Annotated in this window: 13 protein-coding genes; 7 read left to right on the top strand and 6 right to left on the bottom strand. The window is 39.5% G+C overall.

The features are described from left to right. Positions 1–81 precede the first annotated feature (81 nt). From AAEY68_RS10300 to AAEY68_RS10285, 4 genes are all read right to left on the bottom strand, one after another. The gene (locus AAEY68_RS10300) at positions 82–582 is read right to left on the bottom strand and encodes an RDD family protein (protein ID WP_024592252.1); all 501 of its coding nucleotides are present in this window, start codon (positions 580–582) and stop codon (positions 82–84) included. Positions 583–753: 171 nt separating this feature from the next. Beyond that, on the bottom strand, positions 754–1,518 hold the full coding sequence (locus AAEY68_RS10295) for a DUF6515 family protein (protein WP_024592253.1): 765 nt from the start codon (positions 1,516–1,518) through the stop codon (positions 754–756). A 379-nt stretch (positions 1,519–1,897) separates the two neighbouring features. Next, positions 1,898–2,155 (bottom strand): hypothetical protein, encoded by a 258-nt coding sequence (locus AAEY68_RS10290; RefSeq protein WP_024592254.1) that lies wholly within the window; start codon positions 2,153–2,155, stop codon positions 1,898–1,900. 386 nt (positions 2,156–2,541) lie between these two features. Next, positions 2,542–3,681, bottom strand: coding sequence for an alkene reductase (locus AAEY68_RS10285; protein WP_165727268.1), 1,140 nt, complete (start codon positions 3,679–3,681; stop codon positions 2,542–2,544). 80 nt (positions 3,682–3,761) lie between these two features. On the opposite strand from AAEY68_RS10285, the gene AAEY68_RS10280 reads away from it, so the two are divergent. The 7 genes from AAEY68_RS10280 (at position 3,762) to AAEY68_RS10250 (ending at position 13,714) form a co-directional block, all read left to right on the top strand. Next, positions 3,762–4,679 carry a LysR family transcriptional regulator gene (locus tag AAEY68_RS10280; RefSeq protein ID WP_024592255.1) on the top strand — a complete coding sequence of 306 codons (918 nt, stop codon included), beginning with the start codon at positions 3,762–3,764 and terminating at the stop codon, positions 4,677–4,679. Positions 4,680–4,812: 133 nt separating this feature from the next. Then, positions 4,813–6,174: a TolC family protein gene (locus AAEY68_RS10275; protein WP_024592256.1), complete on the top strand. Its 1,362-nt coding sequence runs from the start codon at positions 4,813–4,815 to the stop codon at positions 6,172–6,174. Beyond that, complete coding sequence (locus tag AAEY68_RS10270; protein ID WP_024592257.1) at positions 6,171–7,316, top strand: efflux RND transporter periplasmic adaptor subunit; 1,146 nt, start codon at positions 6,171–6,173, stop codon at positions 7,314–7,316. The genes AAEY68_RS10275 and AAEY68_RS10270 overlap by 4 nt, the downstream gene beginning before the upstream one ends. Then, the gene (locus AAEY68_RS10265) at positions 7,316–10,504 is read left to right on the top strand and encodes an efflux RND transporter permease subunit (RefSeq protein WP_350585890.1); all 3,189 of its coding nucleotides are present in this window, start codon (positions 7,316–7,318) and stop codon (positions 10,502–10,504) included. Before AAEY68_RS10270 ends, AAEY68_RS10265 begins: the two co-directional genes overlap by 1 nt. A 2-nt stretch (positions 10,505–10,506) precedes the next feature. Beyond that, positions 10,507–11,187 (top strand): response regulator transcription factor, encoded by a 681-nt coding sequence (locus AAEY68_RS10260; protein ID WP_024592259.1) that lies wholly within the window; start codon positions 10,507–10,509, stop codon positions 11,185–11,187. After that, positions 11,184–12,476 (top strand): sensor histidine kinase, encoded by a 1,293-nt coding sequence (locus tag AAEY68_RS10255; RefSeq protein WP_024592260.1) that lies wholly within the window; start codon positions 11,184–11,186, stop codon positions 12,474–12,476. Before AAEY68_RS10260 ends, AAEY68_RS10255 begins: the two co-directional genes overlap by 4 nt. A 254-nt stretch (positions 12,477–12,730) precedes the next feature. Further along, the gene (locus AAEY68_RS10250) at positions 12,731–13,714 is read left to right on the top strand and encodes a hypothetical protein (protein ID WP_024592261.1); all 984 of its coding nucleotides are present in this window, start codon (positions 12,731–12,733) and stop codon (positions 13,712–13,714) included. Between the two features lie 93 nt (positions 13,715–13,807). On the opposite strand, the gene AAEY68_RS10245 is transcribed toward AAEY68_RS10250, so the two are convergent. Continuing rightward, complete coding sequence (locus AAEY68_RS10245; RefSeq protein ID WP_024592262.1) at positions 13,808–14,041, bottom strand: hypothetical protein; 234 nt, start codon at positions 14,039–14,041, stop codon at positions 13,808–13,810. Positions 14,042–14,524: 483 nt separating this feature from the next. Further along, entirely contained in the window at positions 14,525–15,382 is an 858-nt protein-coding gene (locus AAEY68_RS10240) for an MBL fold metallo-hydrolase (RefSeq protein ID WP_024592263.1), read from the bottom strand. Positions 15,383–15,547 lie beyond the last annotated feature (165 nt).

The following is a 15,547-nucleotide window of genomic DNA, read 5'->3' as shown; positions in this document are numbered from 1 at the left end:
AAAAGGGTGACCACTGGTCACCCTTTTTGCTTTTTAATTACTTCTTAACTACCGCTTAACTCACGATTTTAAAAGTTAGTATTAATCAAGCTCACTATAAATACGTCTGTTTTCTTCTTTAGTAAGCGCAATAACTTCTGTTTTAGAGATGTAATCTTGCAGTGCTTTTTTGTTTTTAAAATCGACTAACACCATCAAATTACCTAAACCGAGTAAAGCGCTAACGCTGCGGATAATTGATTGCGGCCAGCTAATTAAATTCCCCTCAAGAGTTTGTACTTTTAAACGCCATGCACGCATGCCAATGGTTTGCCCGCTTTTAGTCCAAAAGTAGCCAAAAAATACTAAGGTAACAATAATTAAAAGGGCGGTACGAATACCCGAAAGAAGATTTGAATTTTGAATAAAGGCAGATACATCCTCTGCGCCATTTAAACTAATTACATCGAGAGAAATAAGCCCTTGTACTGCAAATAAATACAGCACTACAGTTAACATCGCAAACGCAATAATGGCTAACGTATCGTAAACTAACGACGCAAAACGGCGCCAAAAACCAGCACGTGGAAACTCACCCGACATAAATACACTCTCACTATTAATATGCGAGCTAGTTTAGCAAAAAAGCTTACAAATACTAAGACATGTTAATGTTTAGAGAGGGAATTGATTTTATTGCTTTAAGTTATTACCTACAGGGGAAATGAAAAAGACCCTGCTATTGGTAGCAAGGCCTTTTAATTTATAGCGGATTTAACCTAGCTTGATAGCAAGGTATTTTATGTCGTCACCACTTATTTGCGGTAAAAAATAAATATCGCCGTATTTAAAATACTGCTGCGAGTTAATTATTACGGCCTGTGCTGCCTGAGGCAATGAATCGTAAGTTTGGCCCAAGCTATAATCATTCACATTCCCCACTTTTATTGCCTGATTAAGACGGGTTGGTGGCTCATCAACCACTGTATAACCGTAATTATTTGCGACGTAATACACGTTTTGATATGTGTAGTAGGTGGTATTGTGATGCTTAAAATGCCTGTAATTTCTTGGTAGCGTATTTATACGCAGGCCTCTAGGTGGCGTAACTACATGGTAGCCTCTTTTAGCTTTACGGTAGTAAAGGCCGTCGTTAAACGTAAACGAAATACCATTAAATCTAATCGATGCGCTATTGCGTGGTAAATGGTTTATAAATCGATTTTGTCTGTAAGCGACTGAATTATTATGGCTTGTTAAGTAGTTATATTTGCGCTGGTTGTAGCGGTATTGTTCACGCTTTTCCTGCTTGTACTTAGCAAGTTTACGTTTTTCTTGCTTACGGTCTTCTCGTTTTTCTTTTTTATGCTCAATACGCTGCTTTTTTTCATGGCGGCGTTCATCGCGTTTATATTCAACACGTTTGTCGTGGTCACGTTTAAAGCTTTTATCATTCTCTCGCTCGTTTTGTGCTCCAAGCGCAGAGCCTGATACTGCGCCAATGGCGAGCAGTGCAGGTAGTAAAAAAGTAAGTTTCATAGTATTGCCTCGTTTATGTTTTTACATAACTGGGTTCAATACTAGCGGTTCAAACTGAATGTTAACTGACATACAACAGCAAACGGAGCTATGCTTACAGCTTTTTACATTTTACTGACAGTTATTGACATACTTAGTTATTTTTGACGATTTTTGAGGGTAATCCTGTTCTTTGTAAGTATATTTATTACGAGAGATATTTTAATAATATTGCTATTAAATTATGTATTTGGACTTTTTTGTTGTGCTTAGAAAACGTTATTTCCTTGCATTTTAAGATGGGGTAATACCAATAACAGAGTTTAAATGGTGTAAAAAGCTAAGTTTGCGGCGCGTTATTTATTGCCGCAAACATGACTTTATATTTTAAAGTGCGCATTTATCTTTTAATAAATTTAAGGCTAGGGTGATACGTTATGACATTAACTTTAACAAATGCTGTGTTATTAACGTTTCTTTTAGCAACTTTAACTGGAACATACTTGATTACCTTAGTTTGGTTAATTTTTTTCAGTTCTCGTTTTAGCTGAACCTTTTTATATTCTTGCTTTGTATATCTATCATGTGGTGCTGCAAATGCAGAACTAGATAAAGTGCCAATAACTAATAGTGCAGGTAGTATAAATGTAAGTTTCATAATATTGCCTCGTTTGTGGTTAATATGGCTAGTATTGACGTTTGAAACTGAATGCCAACTGCATGCAGGGCAACTTTAGGGAGGCTTTACACCCTTTTACTTATCTTTACTATTCTTGACGCTAATACCAATCCGCAGTAATACTTAATCAATTTGAGGGATTAAATCTAACGTTAACTCTATTAAAAAATGACTGATATATGGCTGCATAAATGCAGAGGGTAGGGCAATGAAAGAGCAATTGTCGAGAACAACTAATAACAAAATTTTAGCTGTGTTATCAACACCGTTTTCTTACCTCAAAACAGGTAGCTTGATTAAGCTACCAGGTATAAAACCGTATCGGTTCTATACCAATTCCATATATCGTTTAGAGTCTAGGTTGGCTACTTTTGATAAAAAGGATAATCGCTATAACCGACTTCAGTACCGCCATACATAGTGGCTGCATCGGCCTCGTTAAACGTCCAATTATTCGCTATACGCTCTGGTAAATCAGGGTTAGCTATAAATGGGCGACCAAATGCAAATAAGTCACCGTAACCTTCACCTAAAATACGTACCGCTTTTTCTACTGTGTATTTACCAGCATAAATGATGCGACCTGAAAATTCAGCTCGTACTGCTTTATAAAATTCTTGTGGTAAATCAGGAGCATTTTCCCAATCAGCTTCCGCTATTGATAAGTAAGCAATACCCGCTTGCTCAAGCACTTTAACGGCTTGTACATAAGTATGATGAGGGTTTGATTCAACAAGTCCTAAATACACTCGTGTTTCATCTGTGCTTTCAAATAAAGGAGCAAAGCGAACACCTAAACGATCAGAGCCTACAACGTCACTTACCGCTTCAACTATCTCTTTTAAAAAGCGCAGGCGATTACTAAGCGTTCCACCGTATTGATCGTCACGGTTATTAGTATGTTCAGAAATAAACTGATTAACTAAATACCCGTTAGCACAATGAAGCTCTACGCCATCAAAGCCTGCTTCTAGAGCATTACGTGCAGCTTGCGCATACATGTTTACCAGTTCGCCAACTTCAGTTGTTGTTAGTGCACGAGGCTCACTTGGGTCAGCCAATGCGCCTTCACCAGGTGCGGTTTCAATAAATACTTTTACATTGTCAGCAATAATATCTGAAGGGCCAACCGGTTTACCTGAATTTGGTTGTAGTGTGGCGTGCGATACGCGCCCTACATGCCAAAGCTGAGCAAAAATAACACCGCCTTTAGCATGTACTGCATGTGTTACTTTTTTCCAGCCTTCAATTTGTGCTTGTGAGTGAATACCTGGGGTCCAAGCGTAGCCTTGTCCACGAGGTTCTATTTGTGTGCCTTCGGTAACCATAAAGCCAGCCGATGCGCGCTGCGCATAATACTCAGCCATTAATTCATTAGGAATATTGCCCGGTTGTGTACTACGAGAGCGAGTAAGAGGAGGCATCACAATACGGTTTTTAAGAGTAAAAGGGCCAAGCTCAATTGATGAGAATAAAGGGGCGGTATTAACTGATTCTGATTTCATTTTAAATTCTCTTATAAAGCAAACAAAGGCTTAAATAGTGGTTAAGCAACATTGGCAGCATAGAGATTTAAAGATACAATTTGAAACAACACCTTTTTGTGCAGCATACAATTATGAATGGTATTAGTCGGCTCGATATAAAACAGTTAAGAGTACTCAGTAGCTTATTAGAACTGCAAAATCTTTCGCAAGTAGCCAAAAAAATGGGGTTAACGCAACAAGCTATTAGTGAGCAACTACGAAAGCTACGAGACTTATTTGACGATCGCTTGTTTATTCGCCAAGGTAATAACATGGTTGCTACTCCTAAAGCGCAAGGACTCAAGGCGCCTGTTAACCATATTTTAAAGCAATTAGAATCGTTACTAGAGCCCGAACTGTTTAGTCCGCAAACTTATAAAGGTGTGTTTACCATAAGCGCAACCGACTACGCCACGCAGGCTTTACTACCGCAATTATTTAATATTACCCGCCGCGAAGCACCGGGTTTAAAGTTGATTGTGCGCGACTTTGCATCCGATAACGTTAATCAACTTATAACAGCAGGCGAGCTTGATTTGCTGATTAGCTTTCCGGAATTTATACCCGACAATCTTTCTTATATTACTTTGTTTGAAGAGCAGCATTTGTGTATTACCGGTATAGGTAATACTACTTACACTGAACCTTTGAGTTTGGCGCAATTTGCAAAGCATTCACAGCTAGTGGTGTCGCCATCGCGCGCTAATTTGCGTGGTTCGCACGATCAGTGGTTTGAAAGCCAGGGGCTAAAACGTAATATTGTAATGTCGGTACCGAGCTTTTCAGCCGTGCCCGACATTTTACATACAACCGATATGTTAGCGTTTTACCCATCAAGATTATTACCAAATAGCAAAGTTAAACAGCTAAAAATAGAAGCTCTGCCTCCTACATTTAAAGTAATAGCCGCATGGCATCCGCGTACCAATAACAGCCCAATCCATAAATGGTTGATAGAGCAGCTGCAAAATTTATAACGATGTAAAAAATCTAAAGTGATTACTTTTTACTGTTAAATTAATAACCCAACATTTAGATTAAATCATTTAACCCCTCCTTAACCCTCGACCTAATAAGCTATGTGTAATAGTACGAATTAGGCATAGTTAAATGGTTTATTTTAAAAAGCACTCAACCGGTTTTTTACTTGCACTTAGTTGCACACTTGCTGCATGTAGTAGTCAGCCAAGCTATCAAGGTAATAGTACTGAGCAGTCGCTAAAGCAACATGCAAATTGGCAGTACACGCAAAGTAACGCACAGCAAGTAAATTACATTACCGATTTGGTGAATATAGAAGGGCTTGATTCGCTTATTGAGCAAGCTGTTACTAATAACCCATCGTTTAATCAAGTGCATGTTGCATTAAAACTAGCTTATGCGCAGCGTGATGTAACCGCTGCAAGTCAGTGGTTTAGTGTAGATGCAGGATTTGACGCGCAGCGCAGTGAAACCGAAGGCACGCAATATAGCTCATCAGTAGGTATAAGTTGGGAAGCCGATATATGGCAAAAAATTGCTGACAACGTAGCCGCGCAAGATATGACTATTGCCAGTAACCAAGCTACTTATCAAGGTGCTAAAGACACATTAGTAGCGAGTGTTATTCGTACTTATTTAAATATTATTTTGCAGCAAAATTTGCTCGATATAGAGCAGCAACGTTTAGTTGTTTTACAAAATAATGAGCAAAGTATTGTAGAGCGCTACCAATATGGGTTAGGTGATTTAGAAGCGCTTGATACTGCCCGTACTAGCACGGCATCTACTCGCGCAACCATTGCCGATTATCAAGAGCAAATAGCAAAAGCAAAGCGTGCTTTAATGCTAATTGTAGGCACTGATAAACTTCAAAACCTGCCAAGTACATTAACACTGCCAAGCGTTATTGAGCCATTAAGTACATTACCAGAGCAAGATTTAGCGCGCCGACCTGACTTACAAAGTGCCTATTACAACATTCAGGCAAAGCATTACTTGGTTGATGTATCGTACAAAGAGCTACTACCGAGCATTTCGCTTTCGGCATCACTGAGTGATTTAGCAAGCACGCCAAGCCAAGCATTATTAACTAGCCCTGTGTGGAGTTTATTGGGGAGTTTAAGTGCCCCTTTATTTGAAGGTGGAGCACTGCGTGCGCAAGTTGATATTGCAAAATTAAATGCCGAGCAAGCGTTTTGGCAGTACCAAGATACGCTGCTAAGTGCGGTAAACGAAGTTGAAAATGCACTCGGGCAGGAGCAGTCATTAACCGAGCAACGAGTACAAATAAGCAATGCGCTTGCCAGCGCTAAAAGCAGTTTTAGTAACTATCAAAGTAAATATCAACAAGGTTTGGTTGATATTTTAGATTTGCTAACAGTGCAACAAAAAGTATACGACCTGCAAGCTCAACTTAGTCAAATAAACTACACCCTTTTAACTAACCGCATAGATTTAGGCCTTGCTTTGGGCCTTGGAGTATCGTCATGAGAATTTCGCCAACACCTGTTATTGTAACCCTTGTTGCAATTATTAGTATAGGGCTTGCTGTTGCGTATAACGCTAAAAAAATGGATGAACAAGCTAATAGCTCAAAATCTGTCACGGTTAGAGCTATTGCACCAAATGTATCGGTAATTAATGCAGCTCCGAGCACTTACCAAGCTTATGTGAACGGACATGGTCAAGCAAAGGCGCATTGGACACTGACCTTAAAAGCACAAGTTAAAGGCGAAGTGACTAATATGAGTGAGCAATTTGCAACCGGAAACTTTGTATCTAAAGGGCAGGTGTTTGCACAAATAGATAATACTGAATACTTACAAGCCCTCGCAAATGCCAAAGCCACACTCGCTGATGCGAAACTCGCACTGCAAGAAGAGCAAGATTTAGGGGAGCAAGCAAAACGTGAATGGGAACGCTCAGGCGTTACGCAGGCGCCAAGCTCACCACTGGTATTTAGAACCTTGCAGCTAGAAGCCGCGCAAGCCACGCTTGATGACGCTCAATATGCACTTAAAACAACACAGCGTGATGTAAATAATACCCAGTTAAGTGCTCCGTTTGATGGTGTTATTTTATCGCGAGATATTGATTTAGGTACTTATGTTGGTATTGGCGATACGCTTGCCACATTAAACAGCACTGACAAAGTAGAAATAAACGTGCCGCTTTCATTGAATCAGTGGCAAAATCTGGCAAATAATAAATCAGGCGAGGTTATTTTAAGTGATGTAACCACTAATACTAAATGGAATGGTTATATTGCACGTTTTGAGCAACACCTCGATGACAGTTCGCGTCAGCGCAGCGTAATTGTCGCCTTAGATAAACCGTTTGAACAAGCGACACCATTATTACCAGGTACATTTTTAGCGGTTGAAATTGCCGGTAAACAATTAAGTAACGTAATTGAACTGCCTGCTTCAGCGGTATCGCAAGATGGCTTAATTTGGTACGTGAATGATAAAAACAACTTAGTAAGCACACAAGCCAATAAAGTATTTGAGCGTGGAGATTACGTATACATTTCACCAATAGAGGGTGTTAGTAATTTAAAAGTAGTAACGCGCCCACTTGTTAGTTATTTAAACGACATGAGGGTAAATCCAATTGTTGAAGGGGTACAATAATGAGCCCTCATCAACCACCTCAAGTACCTAGCAGTAATAACCCGTTGCACGGTATTATTAATTGGTTTGCAAATAACTCTGTTGCCGCTAATTTATTGTTAATAAGCGTGATTGTAATGGGGATTATGTCGCTTTCTACGTTGCGTAAAGAAGCTTTTCCGAGTTTGGAGCCTGATACTGTTTCGGTGTCAGTTGTTTATGACAGTGGTGATGCATTACAAGCTGAAGAGGGGATTGCGCTCAAAATAGAAGAAGCTCTTGAAACAGTACAAGGTATAAAGCGCATTACCTCTACCTCCGATGCTAGCGGCAGTCATGTTAGCATTGAAAAAGAAACAGATTATTCACTAGATGAGCGACTCTTTGATGTAAAAAATCAAGTTGATGCAATTAACAACTTCCCTGTTGATGCTGAGCAACCTGTTATTGATAAAGCGCGCAGGCAAGATCATGCATTAACACTACAGCTTTTTGGGGATGCAGATCGCCATACATTACAAAACCTAGGTGAAAAACTCAAAGCCGATTTATTAGCGCAATCAGGTATTACTGATGTAACTCAGTCGGGTGTTCTCGATCCGATGATGTCAGTAGAAATCGATGAAGGTAAATTACAAGCCTATGGATTAACCATTAGTGACATAAGTGAGGTGATTAATAACGAGTCATCAAGCCCACTATCAACTAGTTTACGTGATAGCAGTAAAATTATACGTCTGAAAGCGGCTGACCAAGCTTACTGGCAGCGCGACTTTGCCAATATCGTTTTACTCACTACCGCATCTGGCGCACAAATCAAATTAGGTGATGTTGCTATTGTTAGCGACAGCTTTTCTGAAGATAACAACTCACTAAGTCGTTATAACCAACAAAATGCAGTCGGCGTTGAAATTCTAATGGGTGATACCAGCGACATAATCACCATTGTTGAGCAGGCTAATAATGTAATAAAAACGTGGCACGAAAGTGGTCTATTACCTCAAAATGTAGAGCTAGAAAGCTGGAATGACAAAAGCACCATGATCACCGAACGTTTATCGCTACTGACTAAAAACGCGGTGACCGGTATTATTATGGTGTTTGTAATACTAGCCATATTTTTAAATGTACGTGTGGCTTTATGGGTTGCTGGTGGCTTGCCATTTGTATTTTTTGGCACGCTGTATTTTATGACCGATGGCTACACCGCACTGACCATAAACGAAATGACCACCTTCGGCTTTATTATGGCGCTGGGCATAGTGGTAGACGATGCCGTTGTTGTCGGCGAGAGTATTTACACTACACGTAAAAAACATGGCGATACAATAAACAACACGGTTTTGGGTACAATGAAAGTAGCTGTACCGACAATATTTGGGGTATTAACCACCGTTGCCGCGTTTGTGGCGCTTTCGAATGTGTCAGGCAACTTAGGTAAAATTTACTCTCAATTTGCTACCGTAGTGACCATTTGTTTACTGCTTTCAGTTGTTGAATCAAAACTTATTTTACCCTCGCATCTAGCCCACATTAGTACTAAACGCCAAGTTAAAAAAGGCTTAGGAGGTCTGTGGTCAAAAATACAACATGGTGCTGATAGTGGCTTAAACTGGTTTAGTAAAAACATTTACTGCAAGGTTATTGAATTTTCACTGCGCTTTAGATACGCCGTAGTCGCTGCGTTTATCGCCTTTTTTATATTAGTTATTGGCATGCCAATGACAGGCACAGTAAAGGTTGGTTTCTTCCCAAGTATTGCAGGCGACACCGTAACAGCCGATTTAGTTATGCAAAACGACGCTGCTTATGGGCAAACAAACACAAATTTACTAACGCTTGAGCAAAGTGCATTACAAGCAGAGCAAAACTTAATGACTAAGTTTAATTCAGATAAAAGCGAAATAACCAGCCTACAAGTCATTAGTAGCAGCGACACCAGCGGTGAAGTAAGCGTTGAGCTATTAAACGAAGGCGCTTTTACAGCAAGCGAATTTGCTCAAGAGTGGCAGCGCGTAGCAGGTAGCCTTGAGGGCAGTAAAAAATTACAAATATTAGCCACGCGAAAAATGGTTGATAACTTTAAAGTTGAGCTTAAAGCGTGGGACGACGAAACCGTAATGGCGGCGGGCGCACTATTTAAGGAGCGCTTACAAAATACCGCAGGCGTTAACGGAATAGACGACAACTTAAACCCAGGTCAGCCACAGCTTAAATTTACCCTAAATGCACAAGGGCGTGCACTTGGAATGGATACAGCCAGCTTATCAAAGCAAATACTGCAAGCCTTTGGCGGCGCAATTGTACAGCGTTATCAACGTAATAAAGACGAAATAAAAGTACGTGTACGTTATCCAGAGAACGCCCGTAAAACACCTGCGGATATAATGCAGTCGCGTATTCGCCTGCCTGATGGCACCGTTGTACCGCTAGTTAACGTAGCCACAGTAAGCAGTGAATATCAGCAAGATGAAATAACCCGCATTGATGGACTTCGTGCAATTTATTTAAGTGCGCAAGTAGATAAAGATGTGATTGCTCCAAACGAATTAGTGGCTGATTTACAACGCGACTTAATACCAGAATTAACTCAGCAATTTCCTACTTTGAATATTCATTTTGCGGGTGAAGCTGAAGAGCAAGACGAAACAACAGGGTCAATGTACGGCATGTTTGTCGCTGCTTTATTAGTTATATATGTACTGTTGGCTATTCCGCTTAAATCGTATGTTCAACCTATGTTGATCATGGTAGCAATTCCGTTTGGTGTAGTTGGTGCAATACTTGGGCATTGGTGGAACGACTTAACCATTAGCATATTGTCATTAAACGGTATATTGGCGCTCAGTGGTGTGGTGGTAAACGACAGCCTATTACTTGTTTCGCGTTTTAACGAACTAACAAAAGAAGAGGATATGAATACGCATGATGCCATAGTTGAGTCGTGTACGAGTCGTCTGCGTGCTGTTTTACTAACCTCAATTACAACTTACGCAGGCTTGGTGCCGCTTCTTAGTGAAACCTCAATTCAGGCACAATTTTTAATCCCTGCGGCTGCATCACTTGGTTACGGTATTTTGTTTGCCACGGTTATTACCTTAATTCTTATACCTGCGTTGTTGATGATTCAAACCGACGCTAAACGCGGTATAGCTACTATGCTAAAATCGCTAGGTGCTAAAAATAAAACGCAGGAAACAGCCTCTTAACGATAAACGTACTACTGGTTGAAGACGACATAGACTTGGCAACTACCATTGTTGATTATCTCGAAATAGAGTCAATAGAGTGTGACCATGCAAGCAATGGCGTAATGGGTTTAAATTTAATAGAACGTAATCAATATCAAATGATTATATTAGATGTAAATATGCCCAAAATGGACGGTTTAACCATGTGTAAAACATTGCGTGAGCAAGGCATTGATATACCTGTATTAATGCTGACAGCGCGCGATAGCCTCGACAATAAGCTTGAGGGGTTTGCAGCCGGTAGTGACGACTATTTAGTAAAACCATTTGCCATGAAAGAGCTAGTAGCGCGGGTTCAAGTATTAGCAAAGCGTAAAAGTGGTGAGGTAAAGCGCCTTACATTTGCTAACTTAACACTTAATTTAACCGCGCATACAGCAACAGTGGCAGAGCACAGTTTAAAGTTATCACCCATTACTTTTAAGTTATTAGAAGTGCTTGTACGAGAGCAGCAAAAACCGGTAACCCGACAAGTAATTATGCAAGCAATATGGGGAGACGATCAGCCAGACAGCAATAGCTTAAAAGTGCATATTCATCATTTGCGTAAACAGCTAGAGCAAGCACATTGCCAAGCCGTACTAGAAACAATACCCAGTGTAGGGTTTGCGCTAAAATTAAAAAATGAGACACAAGCATGAAAATTAGACCCAGCCTGAGGTTGTATTTTTTTGCCACCATGGTGCTTTTAAGTTCATTAATGGCAATTGGCTTTTCGTTTTTAAGTGTTAATTATTTTATTGATGGCTTAGACCGAGGGCTAAACGGAGTTATGTTTGAGCTTTCGCAAACCACTGAGATTGAAGATGGACAGCCAAAAAATATTGTTGGATTTAATGTGGCGAGCCGTTGGGAAGACATGCCAGAAATAATACAGCAAAAATTTGAAGTAGCGCCAAATGAAGCCGGTGTACTACAAAAAGTGAAAGATAACACCTCATTGTTTACTATGCCTGCAGACTTGTTTTTTGTTGTTTACTATCAAAACCCAAATGGTGAGGCGCGTTATATATCGCGTATTATGCTTGAAAAAAATCGCCCTAAAAGAATGGGAAGTGTAAAACCAATACACCGCATGACATTGATAGCCATTACTGGTTTTGCAGCCATTGCCTTATTTACCTTCTTTTTGTTTATGGTAATGAAAAAAATAGCTAAGCCAGTAGAGTCACTACGTGGTTGGGCTAAGTCGTTAAATCAAAAGAATTTACAAAACACGCCGCCCGACTTTACCTATAACGAACTAAATACCTTGGCAACGTTAATACGCAGTAGCTTGCTTTCTGCTCACGACAGCCTTGAGCGAGAACAGCGCTTTTTAAGTTATGCGAGCCACGAGTTACGTACACCAATTTCGGTTATTCGCAGCAACGTTGAATTACTTAACCGCTTAAGCGAAAAAGCCCCTTTAAGCGATAAACAACACCTTACACTGCAGCGAATAGAGCGCGCTGGTTTAACCATGAGCGATTTAACCGAGACGTTATTGTGGCTTAGCAGAAATGACGACCAGCAAAGTGCACCAGAGCCTGTAAACCTAGCCGAAAAAATAACGACCTTGGGTAACGAACTCGATTATTTACTCAATTCAAAACAAGTTGATGTACTTATAAATACCGATAACCAAAATACGACTATTAATACCGAAGCCACCGCATGCCACATTGTGCTTACTAACTTAATACGTAATGCGTATCAGCATACGCAACAAGGGCAAGTGCGAATTACTCAGCAGGGTAGCCGTGTAATTATAGTAAATAGCAGCGAACAAACTGATACGCCACACGCGATTAATAACACAAACAAGCCTGCTAATATTGGCTACGGTTTAGGGTTGGAGTTAAGCGAAAAAATAATAAAACGACACGGTTGGGTATACGAGGTAAACGACATGCCAGGGCGTTATGAAGTGGTGGTCGATTTTAGTTAATACGCTTTTTTTAATACTTAGAATACTTAGGTTTGAAATATAAAAACCGCGTTAAGGCACTTTTAAAAAAGCTTTAGCGCGGTTTTTTTACATTCAAAAATATTTAATTTAACGCTGAGAATATAAAAAACTTAGTGATAGTAATGTGTTAAGTAATTTGCTAAAACTATAAATAAGAAAGGATAGGAGCGTGACGCGTGAAAGGAACATACGCGATTCGCGGGCTTTTAAATTTTTATAATCTAGGAAGTTATATGAAAGTATCAGCGGCTGACATGGAAAAAGTGTCATACATAAAAGTAGAATCTTTTGACGATCGAGTAATTCCAATGCAGCCATGTTATCTGGGTGAATCAAATTGGGAAGCTTGGATCTTAACTGAGAAGGGTTTACTTCCTATGAAAATGATTGATGTGGCTGACGCGTGTTACTTTTCAAAGGAGCCAGCCAAAGCTACAGATATTCATATAGGCTTTATCAGTTTAATAATGAAGAGAGCTTACTTCAAAGACCTAGTTCATTTCGAAAATGGGATCCAAGAAGATATAAACAATTTATCTGCTAGCGTTACTAAAATAAATCTCTTCCATGAAATATGGCGTAGCGACAATAAAAAAATTACACGAAGATTTGTAACTACAGAAATGGAATACATTTTTAAGGTTTGCAGGAGCTTATTTGATCTTCTTCAAGAAGTTATAATGAAAATATGGTCTAGGTTTAAGTATATAGATCCCAATCTTACTACTAAGAAGTTGAAACCAACTTTTTCCAAGATGGTATTCCTAGACAATAAACTTTCTACAGCAGAAGAGGTAGCTAAAAGATTTCAAATCCCGATGCCATTAGCTGAGTTTTACACACGAAATGGTGTGTTTTTTTCATGGCTGAGATCATATAGAGACAAAATTTCACACGGTGGCAATAGTATAAAATCTCTATACATAATGGATGATGGATTTGCCATATCCACTGATACTGAACCGTTTGCTGATCTACATATTTGGAAGTCTTCAGATTTGAAGGCAAATGGTCTTGGTTCTGTTCGGTCTGTTGTATCTTACGCGATTCTCAATACTCTTCATGCCCTCGAGGATTTTAGCTCAGTGATCCAATCTATAATACAGTTGCCCCCTGATGTTGCACCAGATCATGAAGTTTATATACGGGGTGAGAATTTGGAAGTACTTTTAGAGCTTCATAAATACATTGAAGGTGAAGCATGGGTAAAAATATAATAACTTAAATATTGTTAGATTAGTTTTCACTGCGATTAAAACTGGTGGTTCCGATTTTTAAAAAAATCGGAATGCAGTAAATACTGGCATCTGTTATCGAGCCTTACAATGCCAATGATCATCGTGTTTAGTGCAGGCTTGTTTTGTGGGCTTGGCTTTTACGATAATAATGTTTGGAGAGTTGTGCTCAGTTACTAAAACAGGCGTAATTACTTTAACTGCTTTTTTATGTGGTTTATGCGCACTGGGACCATGTTGATATACAGTGCAGCCGCTCATAATAAGCGCGGTCGTCATTACTAAAACTACTTTTAAAGATAAGTTCATGTTTATTAGTCCTATATAGCTTAACACTAGGGCGTGTTGAACTTTGGTGGTTGAATTTGCAGCAGTATGTTTGGTTTTTAGGCAAGGCAGAGCCTATGTAGTGTGGTTATTCCCCATAAATAGGTGATAACGCAGCATAAAGACCAAACATGCGCTGCCCTTTGGGTTCTTTCTAGGGACGATTAACTCTTTGTTACTCGGTTTTTACTTAGCCCACTAGGTTACAAACCTCGCGCCGCGATTTAATCGCCCCTAGATTGAACAAATTTCAATCCACAAAGATCAACACGCCCTAAGCCTAGGATAAACTTTTTTTTTGTATAGTGCTGTAAGCAAACGTAAGGATATTGTAAAGGTGGTTTATATGGCTTTTGACGTCTATTTAACTAATTAATAAGTACATTGGTACTGCGTTAAATACGCCAATACCAATGCTTATAATATTGAGTTTAGAGCTCAGAGCTTAGTCCGCTGAGTTCAAACTTATAAATCGCTGCGCCAACCCATACCAGACTCTTCCATTAAACGCTCGTACACGCCTTCTATGTTAAGCGGTAACCATGCATCAAACTGTTTAAAGTCACTAAATTGGTCTAATTTTACATTTTGTTTAATTTCGTCAAGCGTATTACCAGCTAAAACACCTGCTGTTACTTGGCTATATAAAAGCTCTATATAAGTTAAATAGCGCGCTACATCAGCCTTGCTGCCAATATCGGCATGTCCGCCTACAAAGGTATTAAAGTCATATTTGAGTACCACTTGGGTTGAGTTAATCATGCCTTGAATATCGTAACTCCACAGTTTTTGCCACGGCATTCTGCCAATAACAATCCAATCAACTACAAACAACGTTTTTTGCTTTTCGAATAATATACTAACCGAACCACGACCATCGTTTGGACCATGGTAGTTAAGCTTTACTGTAGAATCACCAAGGGTAAGTAGTAGCTCGTCATCAAAAGTAAGGCTGGGCATTACCGTTTTCATTTGTGTATTTTTAATATCTTGCGCAGCGAGTTTATGCGCTACAAAAGTGGTGTGCGGGCTTTTAAATACCTCAGCGCCGTAAATATGATCGCTGTGATTATGGCTATAAATTACATATTTTACAGGCACGTTATAGCGAGTTTTAATTTTCTCGTTTAACCAGGTGGCGGCTTTTTTGTTAAGTGGGTCGGTAACAATTGCGCCCTCAGGAGTGATTAAAAATACTGAGCGGTGTCTGTCGTCTATAAAGCGGTGTAAGCCATCTCCTAAGTCTTCTATTTCATAGGCTTGTGTGGCAAAGCCTATAAATAATAGGGCTGTAGTTAATAGTTTTTGTAGCAAGCGGGGCATACACCATTCCTTTTTAAATTGATTAAATTAATAGCGCTATTAAAAGAAGAAAGTACAAAGCTGTAAAAAATTTCAGCTGTTAGTTAAATTAAAGCTTAAACCTAAAACCTAAAACCTAAAACCTAAGCCTAAGCCTAAACTTAAGTAAAATGATCAAATATAAGG

It is taken from the genome of Pseudoalteromonas sp. RB2-MNA-CIBAN-0110, from assembly GCF_040309305.1.
GTDB classification, from domain to species: Bacteria; Pseudomonadota; Gammaproteobacteria; order Enterobacterales; family Alteromonadaceae; genus Pseudoalteromonas; species Pseudoalteromonas arctica.
This window is presented reverse-complemented; position numbering and strand designations above follow the sequence as displayed.

What these genes read in the sequence shown, in the direction of transcription:
- AAEY68_RS10290 (WP_024592254.1), bottom strand. Translation starts at nt 2,155, where the DNA reads ATGAAACTTACATTTATACTACCTGCACTATTAGTTATTGGCACTTTA.
- AAEY68_RS10295 (WP_024592253.1), bottom strand. Translation starts at nt 1,518, where the DNA reads ATGAAACTTACTTTTTTACTACCTGCACTGCTCGCCATTGGCGCAGTA.
- AAEY68_RS10250 (WP_024592261.1), top strand. Translation starts at nt 12,731, where the DNA reads ATGAAAGTATCAGCGGCTGACATGGAAAAAGTGTCATACATAAAAGTA.
- AAEY68_RS10255 (WP_024592260.1), top strand. Translation starts at nt 11,184, where the DNA reads ATGAAAATTAGACCCAGCCTGAGGTTGTATTTTTTTGCCACCATGGTG.
- AAEY68_RS10265 (WP_350585890.1), top strand. Translation starts at nt 7,316, where the DNA reads ATGAGCCCTCATCAACCACCTCAAGTACCTAGCAGTAATAACCCGTTG.
- AAEY68_RS10285 (WP_165727268.1), bottom strand. Translation starts at nt 3,681, where the DNA reads ATGAAATCAGAATCAGTTAATACCGCCCCTTTATTCTCATCAATTGAG.
- AAEY68_RS10300 (WP_024592252.1), bottom strand. Translation starts at nt 582, where the DNA reads ATGTCGGGTGAGTTTCCACGTGCTGGTTTTTGGCGCCGTTTTGCGTCG.
- AAEY68_RS10245 (WP_024592262.1), bottom strand. Translation starts at nt 14,041, where the DNA reads ATGAACTTATCTTTAAAAGTAGTTTTAGTAATGACGACCGCGCTTATT.
- AAEY68_RS10275 (WP_024592256.1), top strand. Translation starts at nt 4,813, where the DNA reads ATGGTTTATTTTAAAAAGCACTCAACCGGTTTTTTACTTGCACTTAGT.
- AAEY68_RS10240 (WP_024592263.1), bottom strand. Translation starts at nt 15,382, where the DNA reads ATGCCCCGCTTGCTACAAAAACTATTAACTACAGCCCTATTATTTATA.
- AAEY68_RS10270 (WP_024592257.1), top strand. Translation starts at nt 6,171, where the DNA reads ATGAGAATTTCGCCAACACCTGTTATTGTAACCCTTGTTGCAATTATT.